Below are 18010 nucleotides of genomic sequence, written 5' to 3' on the forward strand. Positions count from 1 at the left end.
TCAGCGGCGGTAAAGCAAGGCCACGGCGCGCGCCTCCATGGCCTGCTGCTGGCCCACGGGCCCAAGCTTTTCAGCGGTCTTGGCCTTGACATTGACCTGATCCAGTTGCAGCCCAAGGGCCTGGCTGATGCGCTCACGCATGGCCGGAATATGAGCAGCCAGCTTGGGCGCCTGGGCAATGACCGTGCTGTCGATATTGCCTATCTCCAGCCCCGTGGCACGCACGCGGCTCGCGGCCTCCACCAGCAAAGTCACGGAATCCGCGCCCTTGAAGCACTCGTCGGTATCGGGAAAATGCCGGCCTATGTCCCCCAGGGCCGCAGCGCCCAGCAAGGCATCGGTGATCGCATGCAGCAGCACATCGGCATCGGAATGCCCGAGCAGCCCCAGCACATGCGGCACCTCCACGCCTCCCAGAATCAGCTTGCGCCCGGGCACCAGGGCATGAACATCCCAACCTTCACCTATACGAAAAAACATCTCAAACCCTTGTCCAGAAAGCGCTAGCAGCTCTCTATTTTGAAGCAGCAACCAAGAGCTGCAAGCGCGATCATCATCCCATCAGAAAAACGGATTGCCCTGAGGCGCCGGCTGATCTCTCTGCCCCCGGTAGCGCTCCAGCGTGGCCCCATGAACCCGCTGGGCCAGTATGGCTGCAGCCATTGCAAAGTCCTCGGGATAGGTGACTTTGAAATTCTGCGCCCCTCCCGATACCAGCCTCGGGCTCTGGCCCATGGCTTCCATGGCACTGGCCTCGTCTGTCACTTCATGGCCCGCGCGCAACAAGGCCTGGCGTAGCGCCCCCAGGCGGAACATCTGAGGCGTCTGGGCCAGCCATTTGTCGTTTCGGTCCAGGGTCGCAGCCACACGCTCGCCATGGGGGCCAATGACGGCCATCTTCAAGGTATCGGGCAGTTTGTGCGCCAGCAGCCCGCCCACGGCATCGTGCTCGCAGGCAGTGATCAGTGCCTCAATCTGCGCGGGCAGCACAAGGCAGCGGGCCGCATCGTGCACCAGCACCCAGTCCTGCTCCTGCGCCCCGAGTGCCAGCAAGGCCTGCAAGCCATTGCTCACGGTCGCGGCCCGCGTAGGCCCTCCGCAAGCCCGGATGCTATAGCGCGATGAAGTCGCGCGCCCTTCCCAGAACCGGTCTCCCGGCGCCACCGCCACCAGGGTCTGGTGCACGCGGGCCACGCCCGCAAAAGCCGCCAGCGTATGCATGACCATGGGCTTGCCGGCAACCGAATGGTATTGCTTGGGAAGATCTGGTGCTGGACCACCGGGTGCCATCGCGCGCGAGCCTATGCCTGCGCAAGGTATCAGCCCCCAGAAACGAATCGGGGCCAGTGGTTGAACCGGCACAAGCAAATCAGTCATGGGCGCGATTGTAGTGAGGCTAGTGAGGCGCAGGCGCTCGCCACCTGCCGGGCCTTGCCTGGGGCTGGCCTAAAATCCTGCAACCCCTTACCAGAGCGTGTCGAGGATATCTACGCCCTGCAAGGGTTTTGTCGTTGCCTCGCTCTCGCCTCACATTGCCCTAGACCATGGATCTGCCCAAGCTCTCTCCCGGAAAACGCCACACCCTGCCTCGCCCCGCAGGCAGCTCGGACGCATTGCTGCTGGCCCATATCGGCGAGCGTGAGAAGGCTGCAGGCCACGTCACGGCCATCGTCACCGCAGACGCGGCCGATGCCCAGAGATTGATAGACGAGATCGCCTTCTTCGCGCCCGGGCTGCGCTGCGCACTGTTTCCCGACTGGGAGACCCTGCCCTACGACAGCTTTTCTCCGCACCAGGATTTGATCAGCGAACGCCTGGCCACGCTGTGGCGCATCAACCAGCGCGACAAGGAGCAAGGTGCCGACGTGGTTCTGGTGCCTGCAACCACGGCCCTGTACCGCCTGGCACCGCCCGCGTTTCTCGCGGGCTATACCTTCGAATTCAAGACCGGGCAAAAGCTCGACGAAGCCAGGCTCAAGGCCCAGCTCACGCTCGCGGGCTACCAGCATGTATCGCAGGTCGTCAGCCACGGCGAATACGCGGTGCGCGGCGGCCTGATCGATCTGTTTCCCATGGGCTCGCCCCATCCCTATCGCGTGGACTTGTTCGATGACGAGATCGACTCCATCCGCACCTTCGACCCCGACACCCAGCGCAGCCTCTACCCTGTGCCCGAGGTACGCCTGCTGCCGGGCCGCGAATTTCCCCTGGACGAAGATGCGCGCGCCAAGTTCCGCCATCGCTGGCGCGAGCTGCTCGAGGGCGATCCGACCAAGAGCCGCATCTACAAGGACATGGGTGCAGGCCTGGTCACGGCAGGCATCGAATACTATCTGCCCCTGTTTTTCGACGACACGGCCACCGTGTTCGACTACCTGGGCAGCGACGCCACCGTGGTCCTGCATGGCGATCTGGAGCCAGCCTTCCAGCACTTTTGGCAGGACACCAAGGAGCGCTACCGCCTGGTCGCAGGCGACCCCGAGCGCCCGGCTCTGGCGCCCGAGCTGCTGTTTCTCTCGGCCGAGCAGTTCTACACCCGTGCCAAGGTCCATGCACAACTGGCGCTGCGCCCAGGAACCGAGGATGTGGCCGACAGCGCCATCTTCCAGAAGCTGGGTGACCTGTCCGTGGTGCGCGGTGCCGAAGATCCCCTGTCAAGACTGCAAAAACATATAGCAGGCAGCGCCCACCGGATCTTGCTTCTGGCCGAATCCGACGGAAGGCGTGAAAGCCTGCTCGACTTTTTTCGCGCCTCGGGCGTGAACCCGCCAGTGTTTGACTCCCTGGTCGAATTCCAGGCAGACACGCAGGAAAAGATAGGCATTGCCACATCCAGCCTCATGACAGGCTTTGCCTGGATGGAGCAGGGGCTGGATTTCGTCACAGAAACCGAGCTGTTCGCCACGGCTCCCTCGGGCCGGCGCCGCCGGCGGCAGGAGCAGGTCAGCGATGTGGAGTCGCTGATCAAGGACTTGTCCGAGCTCAAGGTCGGCGACCCCGTGGTCCATGCCGACCACGGCATAGGCCGCTACCAGGGCCTGATCAACATGGACATGGGCCAGACGACCCCCGACGGCACGCCGGCGCTGCAGGAGTTTCTGCACCTCGAATACGCAGGCAGCGCCGTGCTCTATGTGCCTGTCAGCCAGCTGCAGCTGATCTCCCGCTACACCGGCGTCTCGCCCGAGGACGCCCCGCTGCACAAGCTGGGCGGCACACAATGGGAAAAGGCCAAGCGCAAGGCAGCCGAGCAAGTGCGCGACTCTGCGGCCGAGCTGCTCAACATCTATGCGCGCCGGGCTGCGCGCCAGGGCCATGCATTCCGCTTCCCGGCGGCCGACTACGAACAGTTCGTGGCCGACTTCGGCTTCGAGGAAACCGCCGATCAACGTGCAGCCATACACGCCGTCATACAGGACATGATCAGCCCCCAGCCCATGGACCGGCTGGTCTGCGGCGATGTGGGCTTTGGCAAGACCGAAGTTGCGCTGCGCGCAGCCTTTGTGGCAGCCATGGGCGGCAAGCAGGTGGCGTTTCTCGCGCCGACCACGCTGCTGGCCGAGCAGCACTACCAGACGCTGGTGGACCGCTTCTCGAAATGGCCGATCAAGGTGGCCGAGGTCTCGCGCTTTCGCTCGGGCAAGGAGATCACGGCAGCCGTCAAGGGCATTGCCGAGGGCACGGTGGACATCGTCGTGGGCACGCACAAGCTCTTGAGCGAATCCACGCAGTTCAAGAACCTGGGGCTCTTGATCATCGACGAGGAGCACCGCTTTGGCGTGCGCCACAAGGAGGCCATGAAGGCCATGCGCGCCGAAGTCGATGTGCTCACGCTCACGGCCACCCCCATTCCGCGCACCATGGGTATGGCACTCGAAGGCCTGCGCGACCTGTCGGTCATCGCCACCGCGCCCCAGCGCCGCCTGGCCATCAAGACCTTTGTGAGAAGCGAGAGCACGGGCGTGATACGCGAAGCCGTGCTGCGCGAATTGAAGCGCGGCGGCCAGATCTACTTCCTGCACAACGAGATCGAGACCATAGAGAACCGCCGGCAAAAGCTCGAAGAGATCCTGCCCGAGGCGCGCATCGCCGTGGCCCACGGCCAGATGCCCGAGCGCGAACTGGAGCGCGTGATGCGCGACTTCGTGGCCCAGCGCTTCAACATATTGCTGTGCTCGACCATCATCGAGACCGGCATCGATGTGCCGTCGGCCAACACCATACTCATGAGCCGGGCCGACAAGTTCGGCCTGGCCCAGTTGCATCAACTCCGCGGCCGCGTGGGCCGCAGCCACCATCAGGCCTATGCCTATCTCATGGTCCCCGACCTCGACAGCCTGACCAAGCAGGCGCAGCAGCGGCTAGAGGCCATCCAGCAGATGGAAGAGCTGGGCTCGGGCTTTTACCTGGCCATGCATGACCTGGAAATCCGCGGCGCCGGCGAGGTGCTGGGCGAAAACCAGAGCGGCAACATGATGGAAGTGGGCTTTCAGCTCTACAACGAAATGCTCTCCGAAGCCGTGCGCAGCCTCAAGAATGGCAAGGAGCCCGACCTGCTCAGCCCGCTGTCGGCATCCACCGACATCAATCTGCATGCGCCCGCCCTTCTGCCCAACGACTACTGCGGCGATGTGCACCTGCGCCTGTCCTTCTACAAGAAGCTGGCCACGGCCAAGAGCAGCGATCAGATCGATACCTTGCTCGAGGAGATCGTGGACCGCTTCGGCAAGCTGCCCCCTCAGGCCCAGACGCTCATCGACGTGCACCGCCTGCGCGTTCTGTCCCAGCCCTATGGCGTGACCAAGGTCGATGCGGCGCCCGGCGTGATCAACATCACCTTCAAGCCCCAGCCGCCCATAGACCCCATGAACATCATTCACCTGATCCAGAAAAACAAGCACATCAAGCTGGCCGGCAATGAAAAGCTGCGCGTGGAAAAGCCCCTGGACGACCCCAAGGACAGAGCGCAAATGGTGCGCGACGTGCTGCGCAGCCTGGGCCAGCCACAGCCCCAGGCCGCTTGACCGATCCGGCGCATCATGTTTCTTGAAGCCTGTCTCGCCTGCGCGGCCCTGGCTCTGGCCCTCTACCTGCGTCCCTGGCGCATGCTGGCCAGCCGGCCCGGACCCGGCGGGGCCGAGGACCCCGTTGCCTCTGCGCTGATCACACCCTTGCTGGCCGTGCTGGTCCTGCTGCCCTGGATCTGGGCCCTGCCCACCCTGCACAAGATGCCGCTGCAACTGCAATGGTCGGCCGCGCCCCTGGTCGTGCTCATGCTGGGCTGGCCTCTGGCCGTGCCGGTGCTGCTGGCCGTCGGCATGCTGGCCGGCCTGCTCTCGCCATCCCTGGACTGGAGCCACGCCCTGGGCCTGGCCGTGTGGCAGGGCATTGTCCCGGCCACGCTGGCCATGCTCTGGGGCGCGGGCCTGCGACGCTGGCTGCCCCACCAGATCTTCGTCTACATCCTGGGCCGAGGCTTTGCAGGCACGCTGCTCAGCCTGTTCGCAGCCGCACTTGCGGCCCAGGCCGCAGGCCATGCGCTGCCTGGCGTGAACGAAGATCTTTCCCGCATCGCCCGCTGGCTCATGGCCTGGGGCGATGCAGTGACCACGGGCATGTTCACAGCCATCTTCGTGGTGTTCCGCCCCCAGTGGCTGGCCACCTGGTCGGATGCGATTTATCTTCCCCGGCCACCACAGACCTAGGCCGCTATGGCTATGATCTGCGCCTGAACAGGCCCGGGCCTGCCCCCATTTTTTGATGATCCATCCATGACCGACGTTACCGAATTCGCCCCAGGGCTCATGATCCGCGGCACCAGGCCTGCTCACAGGCTGGCCGACTACAAGCTCATCGCGTTCGACATGGACTCGACCCTGATCACCATCGAGTGCATTGACGAGATCGCCGACGCCACGGGCAAGAAGGCCGAGGTGGCCGCGATCACCGAGGCCACCATGCGCGGCGAGATCACGGACTTCAAGGACAGTTTGCGCCAGCGCGTGGGCAAGCTGGTGGGCGTGACCGAAGCCGACATGGCCCGCGTGCTGGCCGAACGCCTCAAGCTCTCGCCCGGTGCAGAGACCCTGGTCAAGGCCGCCCAGGCTGCCGGCCTCAAGGTACTGCTGGTCTCTGGCGGCTTCACCTACTTTGCCGAGCATGTGCGCAGCCTGCTGGGCATCGATTTTGTGCGCGCCAACGTGCTGGAAGTCCGCAATGGGACACTCACCGGCGGCCTGGTCGAGCAGGCCTGGGGCGATATCTGCGACGGTGCCGAGAAACGCCGTACCCTGCTTGAAGTGGCCTCGCTGCTGGGCATTCAACCCGAACAATGCATTGCCGTGGGTGACGGCAGCAACGACATCCCCATGATGCAGGCCGCAGGCCTGTCCGTGGCCTACCACGCCAAGCCGCGCGTGCGCTCCGAAGCCAAGATCGCCATCAACCAGGGCGGACTGGACAGACTGCTGGAAGTTCTGGGCTGAAGCCGCCCCCTGCCGCCAGCTGCTTCACTATCAATAGCTGAGAGCAGGCTATGGGCTTGCGCCAGCGGCAGTTTTTCTTATCTTTAGAATCGCTGCTCAGCCATCAAGAAACCGGGCCACGCAGCGCGCCCGGGCACGCATAACAAACGGCTGCGACAGGCATTTCATGCCTTGGCGATTGAAATACCTCCTCCACCCCTTATGTAACAGCCACGACCGTTGAACGGCCTGCGGCAGGGCTCCGGCCTTGCCGCGCTCGCTACATGCCCCCTCTCAAGATAGGAAAAACTCCGTGAAGACTTCGTTTCGCACCACCGCTTCCGTGATTGCCCTGGCTGTTGCCTCGCTCACCATTCCCTCGCTGGCCCAGGCCAAGCGCATGGGTGGCGGCAAGAGCGTACGACCCGCCTCCATAGGCAAGGCTCCGGCCAAGCCGGCCACCACAACGCCTGCTGCGACGACCGCCAGCAAACCCGCAGCGGCACCTGCAACCACGCCTGCGGCCGCACCTGCAGCAGCGCCTGCGGCCGGGCCCAGCATGATGGGCACCATGGGCGCTGCAGCCGTCGGCGCCGTGGCAGGCACCATGGCCGGCAACGCCCTGGCCGGAGGATCGCAAGACAAGCATGCCGCCAACAAGGAGGCCGAAGCCCAGGCCAAGGCTGCGGAAGCCGAAGCCGCCGAGTTGCAGCGCAAGGCCGATGAAGCCAAGGCCAAGGCCGAAGCTGCCCGCGCAGCAATCAGGTAAACCCCATCAGGCCAGCGCCTGCCGCCAATGCCTGCTGCGCGCTCATGCCGCAGGCATTGCGCCTAGCAGGCGCATCCATTTCCCGGCCCGCCATCGGCCTCACGCAAAGGCCCGAGCAGGTGCGATAAGCCGTTGTGGTCAAGCTCATGCATCAAGCCCAGCAAACGGCCCAGTTCCCCCTTGGGAAAGCCCTGGCGCGCGAACCAGTTCAGATAATTTCCCGGCAAGTCGGCAAGCAAACGCCCCTGGTATTTTCCATAGGGCATGCGTACGCGTACCAGTTGCAGCAACATCTCAGAGTCCATGGAGTTATCGTAAATGGGTGTTCGAGATTTTTTGCATGAAAAACCACATCCTTATAACCAAATAGCCAAATTGTTGGATAAACCCCGGATCACAGGCACTAGACTAGTGGCCAACGGTACCGCAGCTCCGTTTTCAAACAATGGATTGACGCGGTTCTTTTTTACAGCCATTTGTTGAAGAAAGTTCTACGGTCATGATCAAGAAAGCCCTTTCCGCCATTGCCATCGCCGCGCTGGCACTGTCCGCCCAGGCCGCCGATGTGCTCAAGGTCGGCGCCACGGCCGTGCCTCATGCGGAAATCCTCAACCATGTCAAACCTGCCTTGAAGGCCCAGGGCATCGATCTGCAGGTCAAGGAGTTCAGCGACTATGTGCAGCCCAATGCCGCTGTGCAGGACAAGCAGCTCGACGCCAACTTCTTCCAGCACCAGCCCTATCTGGACAGCTACAACAGGGATCGCAAGACAACGCTGGTCGCGGTCCCCAATGGCAAGATCCATGTCGAGCCCTTCGGCGCCTATTCGAGCAAGATCAAGAACCTCAAGGATTTGAAGGATGGCGCCACCATTGCCATCCCCAACGACCCGTCAAACGGTGGCCGCGCCCTGATTCTGCTGGCCAAGCAGGGGCTGATCGAGCTCAAGGACCCCAAGAGCCTGACGCCCACGCCGCTGGACATCGCCAAGAACCCCAAGAAGCTCAAGTTCAAGGAGCTTGAGGCCCCCCTGCTGCCCCGGGCCTTGAACGACGTGGAGATCGCCTTGATCAACACCAACTACGCCATCGAGGCCAAGCTCAACCCCACCAAGGATGCGCTGTTCATCGAAGGCGCGGACTCGCCCTATACCAACATCGTGGTCGCACGCCAGGACCACGCCAACGATGCCAGCATCACCAAGCTGATCAATGCACTGCGCACCCCCGAGATGAAGAAGTTCATTCTTGAGAAGTACAAGGGTGCTGTGGTTCCGGCGTTCTAAGAACGTGTTCACGATCTTCTCGCGGCGCGCCTGCGTAGAGATCGTGAACACGCTCTAAACCACGGCCCCAGCTCCCTCAGCAAAAAGCGCTGCCTTCTAGCAGCGCTTTTTTCATGCTCCGCGTCCGGCAGCTTCAAGCCCGGCCAGCTTCGGATGCGGGATCGAGTTCAGCTTCGGGTGCAGGCTTGCTCTCCTCACCCGGCCTGCTGATGGCACTGCCCATGGCGGCAGCCATGATGCAGGCGATGGCCAGCCATTGGGGGCCGCTGAGCTGCTCGTTCAACAGCAGCATGCCCATCAGCGCGGCCACGGCGGGCTCGGTCGCGAGGGCAATGCCAAAGGTCGCCGCAGGCAAGCGGCGCAAGGCCAGCATCTCCAGCGAATAAGGCAAGGCACTGGAGATCGCGGCCACGAAAAGACCGAACAGCAAAATGGAGGGCTCCAGCAGCTTGGCTCCGGCCTGGACCACGCCGACCGGCACCACGACCAGGGCTGCGCACAACAAGCCCAGCGAAACCGCCTGGCCGCTGGGGATGGCACCCAGTCGCCGGCCCAGCACGATATAGAGCGCCCAGCACACGGCCGCGCCTGCCGCGCAGGCCATGCCCAGGGGATCAAGAGAGACGGCCCCCTGGCCGCCGAGCACGCCGAAAGGCAGGATCAGGGCCAGCCCCAGCACGGCCAGGGCCAGCCAGACAAAGTCCACGGGACGGCGCGAGTGGTAGATGGCCACGGCCAGCGGCCCCGAGAACTCGATGGCCACGGCCAGACCGAACGGAATGCTGCGCAAGGCCATGTAGAACAGCAGGTTCATGAGCCCGAGAGCCACGCCAAAACGCAGCAAGGCCCAGGCCTGGGCCTTCTTGAGCGGCCAGCGCCAGGGCCGCCAGATGGCGACCAGAATCATCGCCGCAAACCCCACCCGCAAGGCCGATGTTCCTTGCGCCCCGAGAACGGGGAACAATTGCTTGGCCAGCGAGGTCCCCACGCCCAAAGAGCTGACCGAGCCCAGTACCGCCAGCAGCGGCCAGGCCTTATTCCATGTGCTTTTTTCCATGGCGCATACGATAGGGCAAGCTCGCTCTGGGTTTCGCTTGTTTCGCACCTTATTCCTGCAATTTCCGCTCGCTTTTGCACGCCCCATGTCCACCATTGCTCTTGATGCCTTTGACTACGCCATTCTTGGACTGCTGCAGCGCGACAACCAGATGCCCCAAAGAGAGATCGCCACGCAGGTCCATCTGTCTGCCCCCGCCGTGCAGCGGCGCATACGCAGGCTCCAGGACCTGGGCGTGATCAGCGCCAATGTGGCGGTGCTCAATCCCAGCCTGCTGGGCCTGCCGCTGACGGTTCTCGTGAGCGTCCAGTTGCTGGATGAGCGCCCCCAGGCAAGTCTTGCCTTTCGGGCGCGCGTGCAGGCGGAGCCCGCCGTGCAGCAGTGCTATTACGTGACCGGCGAAAGCGACTACATGCTGGTGATCACGGCTGCCGACATGCACGACTACCAGGCACTGGCAAGCCGACTGTTTGCCGCAGACCACAACATCCGGCGTTATACGAGCTCAATTGCAATGGAACGCATCAAAACAGGATTACAGCTAGCACTTCCATCGAGTTCTTCACATAATGAAACAAACACAAGAGAGGGAATCCAGCCATGAGTTCTGCCAAACCCAATCCATCCCAAGACAATATGGCCAGCCTGGTCGCGCTGCGCACCCTGGACAAATACGAGCGCGATTACTACCCCAAGCGCGACCGCATCACGATTGCCTTTCGTGGCGACCTGGCCGAGCGCTTCAACTACGACAAGATCCAGCCGCTGTCCGAAGCCCAGCGCCATGACAACCAGGTGGTCATCCAGGGCAAGAGCCAGAAGACCGGTGAGACACAGCACTACTGCATCGAATGCAATAGCTGGAGCCTGATCGAGGTCGTGGGCGTGTGGCAGACCAGCCAGGCCTCAGCCGAGTGATTCACTGACCAGCTGCGCCATGACTGTGCCGGCTGCACAGGGCATGCGCCCGTGCAGCCGGCATGCTGTTTGCCTCGCATGGGTCAGGCCCGATCGATGGCACAGGCACAGCGGCTTCAGCCCGGGGCAGCAGCGAGACAGCCCACGCCGGACAACTGATTTGATAGCTGCCAGCGCCCGCCAGCATTGAATCTCAAATGAAAAACCCTTGAGATCGAGGCGAATCAAGCGCTGGCAGCTATCAAAATATCAAGCGCCCGGGTTTTCGGTATCGCGCCTGATCACGCGCACGGCGTCCCGCACCTTGGTCAGCATGTGAAAGTCCAGCAGCCGGGTGGCCATGACCGTTTCCCAGAGAAAGCAGGCCAGGGCCATGAGAAACATGGCCACGCCCAGCAAAAAGCCCAGCACCGCATAGCCGTGGCCGTTGATGCCATAGGCCTCGCCCAGGAACAGCAGCGCAATCGTGAGCCCTATGCAAAAGCCGCAGACCGTGAGCAGCCCTATGCAGACATTGGCCAGGCGCCCGCGCTTGCGCAGAAAGTGCAGCTCGGTGAGGCTGCGCGCAATGAACTCCTCTTCCTGGGGCTGGCGCAACATCTCCTCGAGCTTGCGCGCCCTGTCGATGATGCGCGCCAGCCGCCCCGCAACGGCGCCAATCATGCCGGCCACGGCAGTCAGAAAAAACACGGGGGCCAACGCCAGCTGAATGCTGTGGGTCACGGTATCGGCATCAAGCGACCAATTGATCATGCAAGTCTCTGCGAACGGAATCTGCGAACAGCCCGTATTGTGAGGCCTCACAGAGGGCAGGCGCCGACGCCTGCGCCTGTGCTGCCCCTGCCCTGCGCCAGCCGGGGCCGATGCGCGGCAGAGCACCAGAGTTTCCCCAGCCGCGCTGGACAAGCATGTGGACAAGTTGCGGCCAACGCCCTTCTTTCTCCGCAAGTCGTTGATTTTCAAGGGAGCCGGATGATCTGCCACAAAAACAGGCAACAGCCGCGAGCCACAGGCAGAGCAGGTCTTTTGGAAAAGGCGGTACAACCGCAGGTTTCAGAACCAGACCCGGACCGCCATGGACTCCTCTTTTGCGCCCCCATTCTTCATCGCCAAGCTCAGCCCCAGTGAGCAGCAGGTCGACGCCTGGGCCGACCAGTCCCTGCTGGATTCCCTGGAGCAAGGCGGCGTGGACTGGCCCAGCTCCTGCCGCAACGGCACTTGCCGCACCTGCCTGGGGCAGCTGGTTTCGGGCAAGGTGCGCTACGAGATCGACTGGCCGGGACTGTCGCCCGAGGAGCTGGAGCAAGGCTGCGTCCTGCCCTGTGTGGCCTACCCCGAAGAAGACCTGGTGCTCGAGGACCCGCTGTGAACGCGGGCGCAAAACCTTTGCGGGCTTGATCCAGTACCCGGCCGCCGGCCTTGCGCTCGACTAGAATGAGCGCTTTGCGCAAGACCACGGCAGATCTTGATGGTCAACAGCAATGGCGGCCGCGCCGCATCACACGTTCTTTGTCAGCCTTTCTTGACCCGCCTCTGGCCGGAGCAAGCCGGCGCGTGTGCTGCGCACCTGCGAGGCCGGTCTTCTTGAAAAGGCATGACATGAACCACTCCCCCCATCCTGTCCCCATCTCCCCGGTGCAAGAGATTGTTGCCGACATGCGCGCCGGCCGCATGGTCATTCTTGTGGATGAGGAAGATCGCGAGAACGAAGGCGACCTGGTTCTGGCTGCCGACCATGTGACGCCCGAGGCCATCAACTTCATGGCCAAGTTCGGCCGGGGGCTGATCTGCCTGACGCTGACCCGCGAGCGCTGCGAATACCTGAAGCTGCCGCCCATGGCCGCGCGCAACGGCACGGTCTACAGCACGGCGTTCACGGTTTCCATCGAGGCCGCCGAGGGCGTGACCACGGGCATCTCCGCGGCCGACCGCGCGCGCACCGTACAGGCCGCCGTGGCCCGCAACGCCCAGCCCACGGATCTGGTGCAGCCCGGCCACATCTTCCCGCTGCAGGCCGTGGATGGCGGCGTGCTCATGCGCGCCGGCCACACCGAGGCCGGCTGCGACCTCGCGGCCATGGCCGGCTGCACGCCCGCAGCCGTGATCTGCGAAGTCATGAAGGATGACGGCACCATGGCCCGTCTGCCGGACCTGCAGCTGTTCGCGGCCGAGCACGGCCTCAAGATCGGCACCATCGCCGACCTCATCGAATACCGCAGCAGCACCGAATCGCTGCTCGAGAGCATGGGCTCGCGCCCGCTGCGCACGGCCCAGGGCGAGTTCATCGCGCATGCGTTCCGCGACCGGCCCAGCCAGTCCGTGCACCTGGCCCTGGTCAAGGGCCACTGGCAGGAAGGCACGGACGTGCCCGTGCGCGTGCACGAGCCGCTGTCCGTGCTGGACGCGCTCGAGGCCGGCCGCACCCTGCACTCCTGGAGCCTGGGCGAGAGCCTCGAATACATAGACCGGCACGGCCATGGCGTGGCCGTGCTGCTCAACTGCAATGAAAGCGGCGAGCAACTGCTGGCCCAGTTCCTGGGCAATGCGCGCGCCTCCCAGGCGCCCGAGCGCGGACGCATGGACTTGCGCACCTACGGCGTGGGCGCGCAAATCCTGCGCGAGCTGGGCGTCGCCAAAATGCAGCTCATGGGCCAGCCGCGCCGCCTGCCCAGCATGGCCGGCTACGGGCTCGAGATCAGCGGCTATATCTCCAAGGAATAAGACATGCTCAACGCAGAAAAGGGCCAGGCCCAGAACCTCGACGGCACGGCGCTGCGCATTGGCATCGTCCAGGCGCGCTTTAACGAAAGCATTACCAACAGTCTGCATACGGCCTGCGAGGCCCAGCTGCTGGCCCTGGGCGTCAAGCCCGAGAACATCGATCACGCCCTGGTTCCCGGCGCGCTGGAAGTGCCCGTGGCGCTGCAGGCCCTGGCCGCCAGCGGCCGCTACGACGCCCTCGTGGCCCTGGGCTGCATCATCCGTGGCGAGACCTATCACTTCGAGCTCGTGGCCAATGAATCGGGCGCGGGCGTGACGCGCCTGAGCCTTGATCACAAGCTGCCGATCGCCAACGCCATCATCACCACGGAAAACACCGAACAGGCCATTGCCCGGCAGACCGAGAAGGGCCGCGATGCAGCCCTGGTCGCCGTGGAGATGGCGCTGCTGCTGCAATCCATCAAGCAAATATGAGCGACGACCACTCCCCGGCCCCAGGCCAACCCTCCCGCCCTCCGCGCCAAAGCCGCAAGGGCCTGACCAGCACCGGCGTCCGCAAGGCCGGCTCCAAGTCGGCCCGCAGCCGCTCGCGCGAGTTCGCGCTGCAGGCGCTCTACCAGCACCTGGTGGGCGGCAACAGCGTGGAGGCCATCGATGCCTTCACGCGCGACCTGTCGGGCTTTCACAAGGCCGACCTCGTGCACTACGACGCCCTGCTGCGCGGCTGCGTGCAGACCCAGGCCGAGCTCGACGCGCTGATTGTGCCCAAGCTCGACCGCCCGCTGGCCGAGATCTCGCCCATAGAGCATGCCTGCATGTGGATAGGCGTCTACGAATTCCAGCACTGCCTGGACGTGCCCTGGCGCGTGGTGCTCAACGAATGCATAGAGCTGACCAAGGAATTCGGTGGCACCGACGGCCACAAGTACGTGAACGCCGTGCTCAACGGCCTGGCACCGCAGTTGCGCAGCGCCGAGGTCGAAAGCGACCGAAAAGCTCCCTGAGAACGTGTTTACGATCTCTACGCTGCCGCGCCAGTGCCTCGGGCTGCGCCGGCCTGCTGCACTGCGGTCCGGGCGTATCTCATAAAAAGTGAGCTGCAAGCACTTGCCTATAGGCGTTTTCAAGCTGATTTCCAGCTGAAACCCAGGCATACCAAGCGCTAGCAGCTCCTGGTTTCATTGCTTCAGGCCAGCACGCGGCCGGCCTGCCTTTTCTGCCCCGCCCTCGGAGCATGCCCACGCTCCCAAGGCCAGCCCCCAGCCCATGCAAGAAGACAGCCCCGAACTCCAGGTCTGGAAACAGCACAACACCCGCAGCACCTGCGTGCTTGAAGTCGGCGGTTTCAGGCCCACGGGCCAGGCCTGCGCCTCCCACATCGGGCTGGAGCCGCTGCTTGCGCCCGGCGAAGCCTGGCCGCTGGACGGCGCAGGCCAGCCCATGCAGTTCATCGCCCAGCTCAACCTGCAGCAGGCGCCCTGGCTGCCCGAGGCGCTGCAGGGCCTGGCCCTGCTGCAATTTTTCTGCGGCGAACAATTCATAGAAAGCGGCTGCGCGCCCGAGACCTGGGCGCTGCGCCTGCGCCCTTCGCTGGACGGCCTGCAGCCGCGCCCCCAGCCGCCCTTTCGGGACCGGCCCTGGGTGGGCCGGGGCTTTGAAGCGCGCTGGCTGGCCCCCCAGGACGACCACCCCAGCTACGACGACGAGAACATGCGCCTGCCGCCGGGCATGCAGGAGTTTCCCGAGGAAGCCCACGGCCTGTGCCTGGGCCGCACCAAGCTCGGCGGCTATGCCAAGAGCCTGCAGCACGGCATCAGCTTTTTTGCGTTCACCGAAGACGCGGACGGCGTCTGGCAGCCCTCGCCCGACGAGCCCGACTATGTGCTGCAGATCGACAGCGAGGAAAAGGCCGGCCTGAACTGGGTGGACGGCGGCATCGTCTACCTGGGCCGCCACCCGCTCACGGGCCGCTGGTCGGCCCATTGCCAGTTCTACTGAGGCCGGGCCCGCATGCCATTCGCCCTGCCCGGAGCCTGCGGATCAGCAGGCTTTTGCACGGGCATCCGCGCGAGGCCCATAATCAAAAAAGGAGCTGCCAGCGCCTGCCCCCATGGAATTTCAAGCTGCTTCAAGCCTGAAACCCAGCAGACACAAGCGCAAGCAGCTCATGTTTTTATTGTTTCAGGCCGCCTGCCATGCGGCCGGCCCGGCGCCTTGGCCGGTGCTTTTGGAAGACTGCAATGAAGTTTGCTACCCGCGCCCAGCGCATAGAACCGTTTTACGTGATGGAGATCGCCAAGGCCGCCCAGGAGCGCGCGGCCAGGCAGGCGCCGGGCGAGCCGCCCATGATCTTTCTGAACATCGGCGAGCCCGACTTCACGGCCCCGCCCCTGGTGCAGCAGGCGGCCGAGCGCGCCATCAGAGAAGGCCGCAGCCAGTACACACCGGCCCTGGGCCTGCCCGAGCTGCGCGAGCGCATCAGCGCCTGGTATGCCCAGCGCTTTGGCGTGGATGTGCCCGCGCGCCGCATCGTGGTCACGGCCGGCGCCTCGGCCGCGCTGCAGCTCGCCTGCCTCGCGACCATCGAAGCCGGCGACGAAATCCTCATGCCCGACCCCAGCTACCCCTGCAACCGCCACTTCGTGAGCGCGGCCGAGGGCCAGGCCGTGATGCTTCCCACCACGGCCGCCGAACGCTACCAGCTGAGCCGCGAAAAGGTCGAGGCCGCCTGGGGCGACAGAACGCGCGGCGTGCTGCTGGCCTCGCCCTCCAACCCCACGGGCACCTCGATCGCAAAGGACGAGCTCGCGCGCATCCAGGCCTTCGTGCAGGCCCGGGGCGGGCTGACCATCATCGACGAGATCTACCTGGGCCTGTCCCACGATGCGCAATACGGCCAGACGGCGTTGGCCCTGGATGAAAACATCATCAGCATCAACAGCTTCAGCAAATACTTCAACATGACGGGCTGGCGCCTGGGCTGGATGGTCGTGCCCGAGCCCATGGTGGCCGTGGTCGAGCGCCTGGCGCAAAACCTGTTCATCTGCGCGAGCACCCTCTCCCAGCATGCGGCCCTGGCCTGCTTCGAGCCCGAGAGCATTGCCGAGTACGAGCGCCGCCGCGCCGAATTCAAGGCCAGGCGCGACTTCTTCATCCCCGCGCTGGAGCAACTGGGCCTGAGCGTGCCCGTGCAGCCCGACGGCGCCTTCTACGCCTGGGCCGATTGCCGCGCCGCCGCGGCCAAGCTGGGCGTGAGCGGAAGCTGGGACTTTGCCTACGCGCTCATGGAGCGCGCCCAGCTCGCCATCACGCCGGGGCGCGACTTCGGCAGCGTCGAGACCGCAGACTTCGTGCGCTTTTCCACGGCCAACTCCATGGAGCAACTCCAGGAAGCCGTGCGCCGCCTGCGCGCGCTTCTGGCCTGAAGCCATGACCCCCAGCCCAGAGCAGGCACAGCCCATGCCCCTTGAAACCGGTACTGTCCCAGCCACCGACGGCGCCCAAGCCGCGCCGGAGGTCTTCTCATGGCCCATACGCGTGTACTGGGAAGACACGGACGCCAGCGGCCAGGTGTTCTGGGCCAACTACCTCAAGTTCTTCGAGCGCGCACGCACCGAATGGCTGCGCCACCTGGGCATAGAGCAGCAGCAGCTCAGGGAACAAACCGGGGGAATCTTTGTCGTAGGCCAGGCGCAACTCGAATTTTTCGAACCGGCCCGCCTGGATGACCAACTACTTGTTACCGCCGCTGTCGCAAGCAGCGGTCGCGCTTCGCTGACAATACGCCAGCTGGCGCGGCTGGCTCCGGGCTCGGCCCGCGGTCCGGTGCTGCTCAGTCAGGCACTGATCCGCATCGGCTGGGTCCAAGCCGCCAGCCTGCGCCCCGCAAGAATTCCGAACCGCCTACTGGAGCAACTTTCATGAACCCCCAAGACATGTCCATACTCGGCCTTGTGCTGCAAGCCAGCTGGGTCGTGCAACTGGTAATGCTGATCCTGGTGGGGGCCTCGGTCGCAAGCTGGGCCACGATCTTTCGCAAGTCCCAGACCTTGAAGCGCGTGCGCGCACTCAACGAAGGCTTCGAGCAGGACTTCTGGTCGGGCACCAGCCTCAACGACCTGTATGCGGCCGCAGCCCAGAGCGCCAAGACCGGCGCCCCCATGGAGCGCATCTTTGCCAGCGGCATGCGCGAATACCAGAAACTGCGCGAACGCCGCATCGCCGACGTGCACCAGCTCATGGACGCCACGCGCCGCGCCATGCGCGCCAGCTACCAGCGCGAGATGGACGAGGTCGAAGCCGGGCTTTCCTTCCTGGGCACCGTAGGCTCGGTCGCCCCCTATGTGGGCCTGTTCGGCACGGTCTGGGGCGTGATGCACGCCTTCACGGGCTTTGCCAACATGGAGCAGATCACCCTGGCCACCGTGGCCCCCGGCATTGCCGAAGCCCTGGTGGCCACGGCAATGGGCCTGTTCGCGGCGATTCCCGCCGTCACGGCCTACAACCGCTATGCGCACAAGATAGACCGGCTGGCCAGCCAGCAGGAAACCTTCATCGAGGAGTTCTCCAACATCCTGCAGCGCAGCGTCGGGGGCACGGCCCAGAGCAGCGCCTCGGGGCATTGAAGATGAGTCTCCCCCTGAGTCGCTTCGCGCCTTCCCCCTCTCTCTTCGGGAGGGGGACGACAGCCTCGCTGCGGGGCGGCCCTTGCTCGCTGTCCCTGACCTTTGCGCCGCGCCCAGTTGATGCGCTGCAAACCTCGATCGTCCCTGAGCTGCTTTGCGCCTTCCCCCTCT

General features: G+C 64.4%; 20 protein-coding genes. 15 read left to right on the forward strand and 5 right to left on the reverse strand.

Annotated features, from left to right (window positions below; all coding sequences use genetic code 11):
* Both ispF and ispD read right to left on the reverse strand, forming a co-directional pair.
* The gene (ispF, locus tag G486_RS0107160; protein WP_027014928.1) at positions 1–480 is read right to left on the reverse strand and encodes a 2-C-methyl-D-erythritol 2,4-cyclodiphosphate synthase; all 480 of its coding nucleotides are present in this window, start codon (positions 478–480) and stop codon (positions 1–3) included.
* An 81-nt stretch (positions 481–561) separates the two neighbouring features.
* Positions 562–1377: a 2-C-methyl-D-erythritol 4-phosphate cytidylyltransferase gene (gene ispD, locus G486_RS0107165; RefSeq protein ID WP_027014929.1), complete on the reverse strand. Its 816-nt coding sequence runs from the start codon at positions 1375–1377 to the stop codon at positions 562–564.
* Positions 1378–1544: 167 nt separating this feature from the next.
* Between ispD and mfd the strand changes: the two genes are divergently transcribed.
* The 4 genes from mfd (at position 1545) to G486_RS0107185 (ending at position 7233) form a co-directional block, all read left to right on the forward strand.
* On the forward strand, positions 1545–5024 hold the full coding sequence (gene mfd, locus G486_RS0107170) for a transcription-repair coupling factor (RefSeq protein WP_027014930.1): 3480 nt from the start codon (positions 1545–1547) through the stop codon (positions 5022–5024).
* A gap of 15 nt (positions 5025–5039) precedes the next feature.
* Positions 5040–5705 carry a hypothetical protein gene (locus G486_RS0107175; RefSeq protein WP_027014931.1) on the forward strand — a complete coding sequence of 222 codons (666 nt, stop codon included), beginning with the start codon at positions 5040–5042 and terminating at the stop codon, positions 5703–5705.
* A gap of 66 nt (positions 5706–5771) precedes the next feature.
* Positions 5772–6485, forward strand: coding sequence for a phosphoserine phosphatase SerB (gene serB, locus G486_RS0107180; protein WP_027014932.1), 714 nt, complete (start codon positions 5772–5774; stop codon positions 6483–6485).
* 292 nt (positions 6486–6777) lie between these two features.
* Positions 6778–7233 (forward strand): hypothetical protein, encoded by a 456-nt coding sequence (locus G486_RS0107185; RefSeq protein ID WP_027014933.1) that lies wholly within the window; start codon positions 6778–6780, stop codon positions 7231–7233.
* A 62-nt stretch (positions 7234–7295) separates the two neighbouring features.
* On the opposite strand, the gene G486_RS0107190 is transcribed toward G486_RS0107185, so the two are convergent.
* The gene (locus G486_RS0107190; RefSeq protein WP_027014934.1) at positions 7296–7538 is read right to left on the reverse strand and encodes a DUF3820 family protein; all 243 of its coding nucleotides are present in this window, start codon (positions 7536–7538) and stop codon (positions 7296–7298) included.
* Positions 7539–7732: 194 nt separating this feature from the next.
* On the opposite strand from G486_RS0107190, the gene G486_RS0107195 reads away from it, so the two are divergent.
* Entirely contained in the window at positions 7733–8518 is a 786-nt protein-coding gene (locus G486_RS0107195) for a MetQ/NlpA family ABC transporter substrate-binding protein (protein ID WP_027014935.1), read from the forward strand.
* A gap of 133 nt (positions 8519–8651) precedes the next feature.
* Here G486_RS0107195 and G486_RS0107200 read toward each other — a convergent pair whose 3' ends face one another.
* Entirely contained in the window at positions 8652–9575 is a 924-nt protein-coding gene (locus G486_RS0107200; RefSeq protein WP_027014936.1) for an EamA family transporter, read from the reverse strand.
* Between the two features lie 85 nt (positions 9576–9660).
* Between G486_RS0107200 and G486_RS21710 the strand changes: the two genes are divergently transcribed.
* Positions 9661–10179: an Lrp/AsnC family transcriptional regulator gene (locus G486_RS21710; RefSeq protein WP_034386916.1), complete on the forward strand. Its 519-nt coding sequence runs from the start codon at positions 9661–9663 to the stop codon at positions 10177–10179.
* On the forward strand, positions 10176–10493 hold the full coding sequence (locus G486_RS0107210) for a hypothetical protein (RefSeq protein ID WP_027014937.1): 318 nt from the start codon (positions 10176–10178) through the stop codon (positions 10491–10493). The genes G486_RS21710 and G486_RS0107210 overlap by 4 nt, the downstream gene beginning before the upstream one ends.
* Before the next feature lie 249 nt (positions 10494–10742).
* On the opposite strand, the gene G486_RS0107215 is transcribed toward G486_RS0107210, so the two are convergent.
* Entirely contained in the window at positions 10743–11246 is a 504-nt protein-coding gene (locus G486_RS0107215) for a DUF2721 domain-containing protein (protein ID WP_027014938.1), read from the reverse strand.
* A 322-nt stretch (positions 11247–11568) separates the two neighbouring features.
* Here G486_RS0107215 and G486_RS0107220 point away from each other — a divergent pair, with 322 nt between their 5' ends.
* The 8 genes from G486_RS0107220 (at position 11569) to tolQ (ending at position 17839) form a co-directional block, all read left to right on the forward strand.
* Positions 11569–11862, forward strand: a complete 294-nt coding sequence (locus G486_RS0107220; RefSeq protein ID WP_027014939.1) for a 2Fe-2S iron-sulfur cluster-binding protein — start codon at positions 11569–11571, stop codon at positions 11860–11862.
* A 230-nt stretch (positions 11863–12092) separates the two neighbouring features.
* A complete protein-coding gene (gene ribBA / locus G486_RS0107225) occupies positions 12093–13214 on the forward strand; it encodes a bifunctional 3,4-dihydroxy-2-butanone-4-phosphate synthase/GTP cyclohydrolase II (RefSeq protein WP_027014940.1) in 1122 nt (373 codons plus the stop codon).
* 3 nt (positions 13215–13217) lie between these two features.
* Complete coding sequence (ribH, locus tag G486_RS0107230) at positions 13218–13688, forward strand: 6,7-dimethyl-8-ribityllumazine synthase (protein ID WP_027014941.1); 471 nt, start codon at positions 13218–13220, stop codon at positions 13686–13688.
* On the forward strand, positions 13685–14218 hold the full coding sequence (nusB, locus tag G486_RS0107235) for a transcription antitermination factor NusB (protein ID WP_027014942.1): 534 nt from the start codon (positions 13685–13687) through the stop codon (positions 14216–14218). The genes ribH and nusB overlap by 4 nt, the downstream gene beginning before the upstream one ends.
* 262 nt (positions 14219–14480) lie before the next feature.
* Positions 14481–15212: a DUF1963 domain-containing protein gene (locus tag G486_RS0107240; protein ID WP_027014943.1), complete on the forward strand. Its 732-nt coding sequence runs from the start codon at positions 14481–14483 to the stop codon at positions 15210–15212.
* Between the two features lie 242 nt (positions 15213–15454).
* Entirely contained in the window at positions 15455–16639 is a 1185-nt protein-coding gene (locus tag G486_RS0107245; RefSeq protein WP_027014944.1) for a pyridoxal phosphate-dependent aminotransferase, read from the forward strand.
* Between the two features lie 34 nt (positions 16640–16673).
* Positions 16674–17138 carry a YbgC/FadM family acyl-CoA thioesterase gene (locus G486_RS0107250; protein ID WP_051303291.1) on the forward strand — a complete coding sequence of 155 codons (465 nt, stop codon included), beginning with the start codon at positions 16674–16676 and terminating at the stop codon, positions 17136–17138.
* Positions 17135–17839: a protein TolQ gene (tolQ, locus tag G486_RS0107255; RefSeq protein WP_027014946.1), complete on the forward strand. Its 705-nt coding sequence runs from the start codon at positions 17135–17137 to the stop codon at positions 17837–17839. The genes G486_RS0107250 and tolQ overlap by 4 nt, the downstream gene beginning before the upstream one ends.
* Positions 17840–18010 lie beyond the last annotated feature (171 nt).

The sequence above is a fragment of the Comamonas composti DSM 21721 genome (assembly GCF_000429845.1).
Classification (GTDB): Bacteria; Pseudomonadota; Gammaproteobacteria; order Burkholderiales; family Burkholderiaceae_C; genus Comamonas; species Comamonas composti.

Bases quoted from the DNA above. Each gene is read 5' to 3' on its own strand.
- ispF (WP_027014928.1), bottom strand. From the start codon at position 480: ATGTTTTTTCGTATAGGTGAAGGTTGGGATGTTCATGCCCTGGTGCCC.
- ispD (WP_027014929.1), bottom strand. From the start codon at position 1,377: ATGACTGATTTGCTTGTGCCGGTTCAACCACTGGCCCCGATTCGTTTC.
- mfd (WP_027014930.1), top strand. From the start codon at position 1,545: ATGGATCTGCCCAAGCTCTCTCCCGGAAAACGCCACACCCTGCCTCGC.
- G486_RS0107175 (WP_027014931.1), top strand. From the start codon at position 5,040: ATGTTTCTTGAAGCCTGTCTCGCCTGCGCGGCCCTGGCTCTGGCCCTC.
- serB (WP_027014932.1), top strand. From the start codon at position 5,772: ATGACCGACGTTACCGAATTCGCCCCAGGGCTCATGATCCGCGGCACC.
- G486_RS0107190 (WP_027014934.1), bottom strand. From the start codon at position 7,538: ATGGACTCTGAGATGTTGCTGCAACTGGTACGCGTACGCATGCCCTAT.
- G486_RS0107195 (WP_027014935.1), top strand. From the start codon at position 7,733: ATGATCAAGAAAGCCCTTTCCGCCATTGCCATCGCCGCGCTGGCACTG.
- G486_RS0107200 (WP_027014936.1), bottom strand. From the start codon at position 9,575: ATGGAAAAAAGCACATGGAATAAGGCCTGGCCGCTGCTGGCGGTACTG.
- G486_RS21710 (WP_034386916.1), top strand. From the start codon at position 9,661: ATGTCCACCATTGCTCTTGATGCCTTTGACTACGCCATTCTTGGACTG.
- G486_RS0107210 (WP_027014937.1), top strand. From the start codon at position 10,176: ATGAGTTCTGCCAAACCCAATCCATCCCAAGACAATATGGCCAGCCTG.
- G486_RS0107215 (WP_027014938.1), bottom strand. From the start codon at position 11,246: ATGATCAATTGGTCGCTTGATGCCGATACCGTGACCCACAGCATTCAG.
- G486_RS0107220 (WP_027014939.1), top strand. From the start codon at position 11,569: ATGGACTCCTCTTTTGCGCCCCCATTCTTCATCGCCAAGCTCAGCCCC.
- ribBA (WP_027014940.1), top strand. From the start codon at position 12,093: ATGAACCACTCCCCCCATCCTGTCCCCATCTCCCCGGTGCAAGAGATT.
- ribH (WP_027014941.1), top strand. From the start codon at position 13,218: ATGCTCAACGCAGAAAAGGGCCAGGCCCAGAACCTCGACGGCACGGCG.
- nusB (WP_027014942.1), top strand. From the start codon at position 13,685: ATGAGCGACGACCACTCCCCGGCCCCAGGCCAACCCTCCCGCCCTCCG.
- G486_RS0107240 (WP_027014943.1), top strand. From the start codon at position 14,481: ATGCAAGAAGACAGCCCCGAACTCCAGGTCTGGAAACAGCACAACACC.
- G486_RS0107245 (WP_027014944.1), top strand. From the start codon at position 15,455: ATGAAGTTTGCTACCCGCGCCCAGCGCATAGAACCGTTTTACGTGATG.
- G486_RS0107250 (WP_051303291.1), top strand. From the start codon at position 16,674: ATGCCCCTTGAAACCGGTACTGTCCCAGCCACCGACGGCGCCCAAGCC.
- tolQ (WP_027014946.1), top strand. From the start codon at position 17,135: ATGAACCCCCAAGACATGTCCATACTCGGCCTTGTGCTGCAAGCCAGC.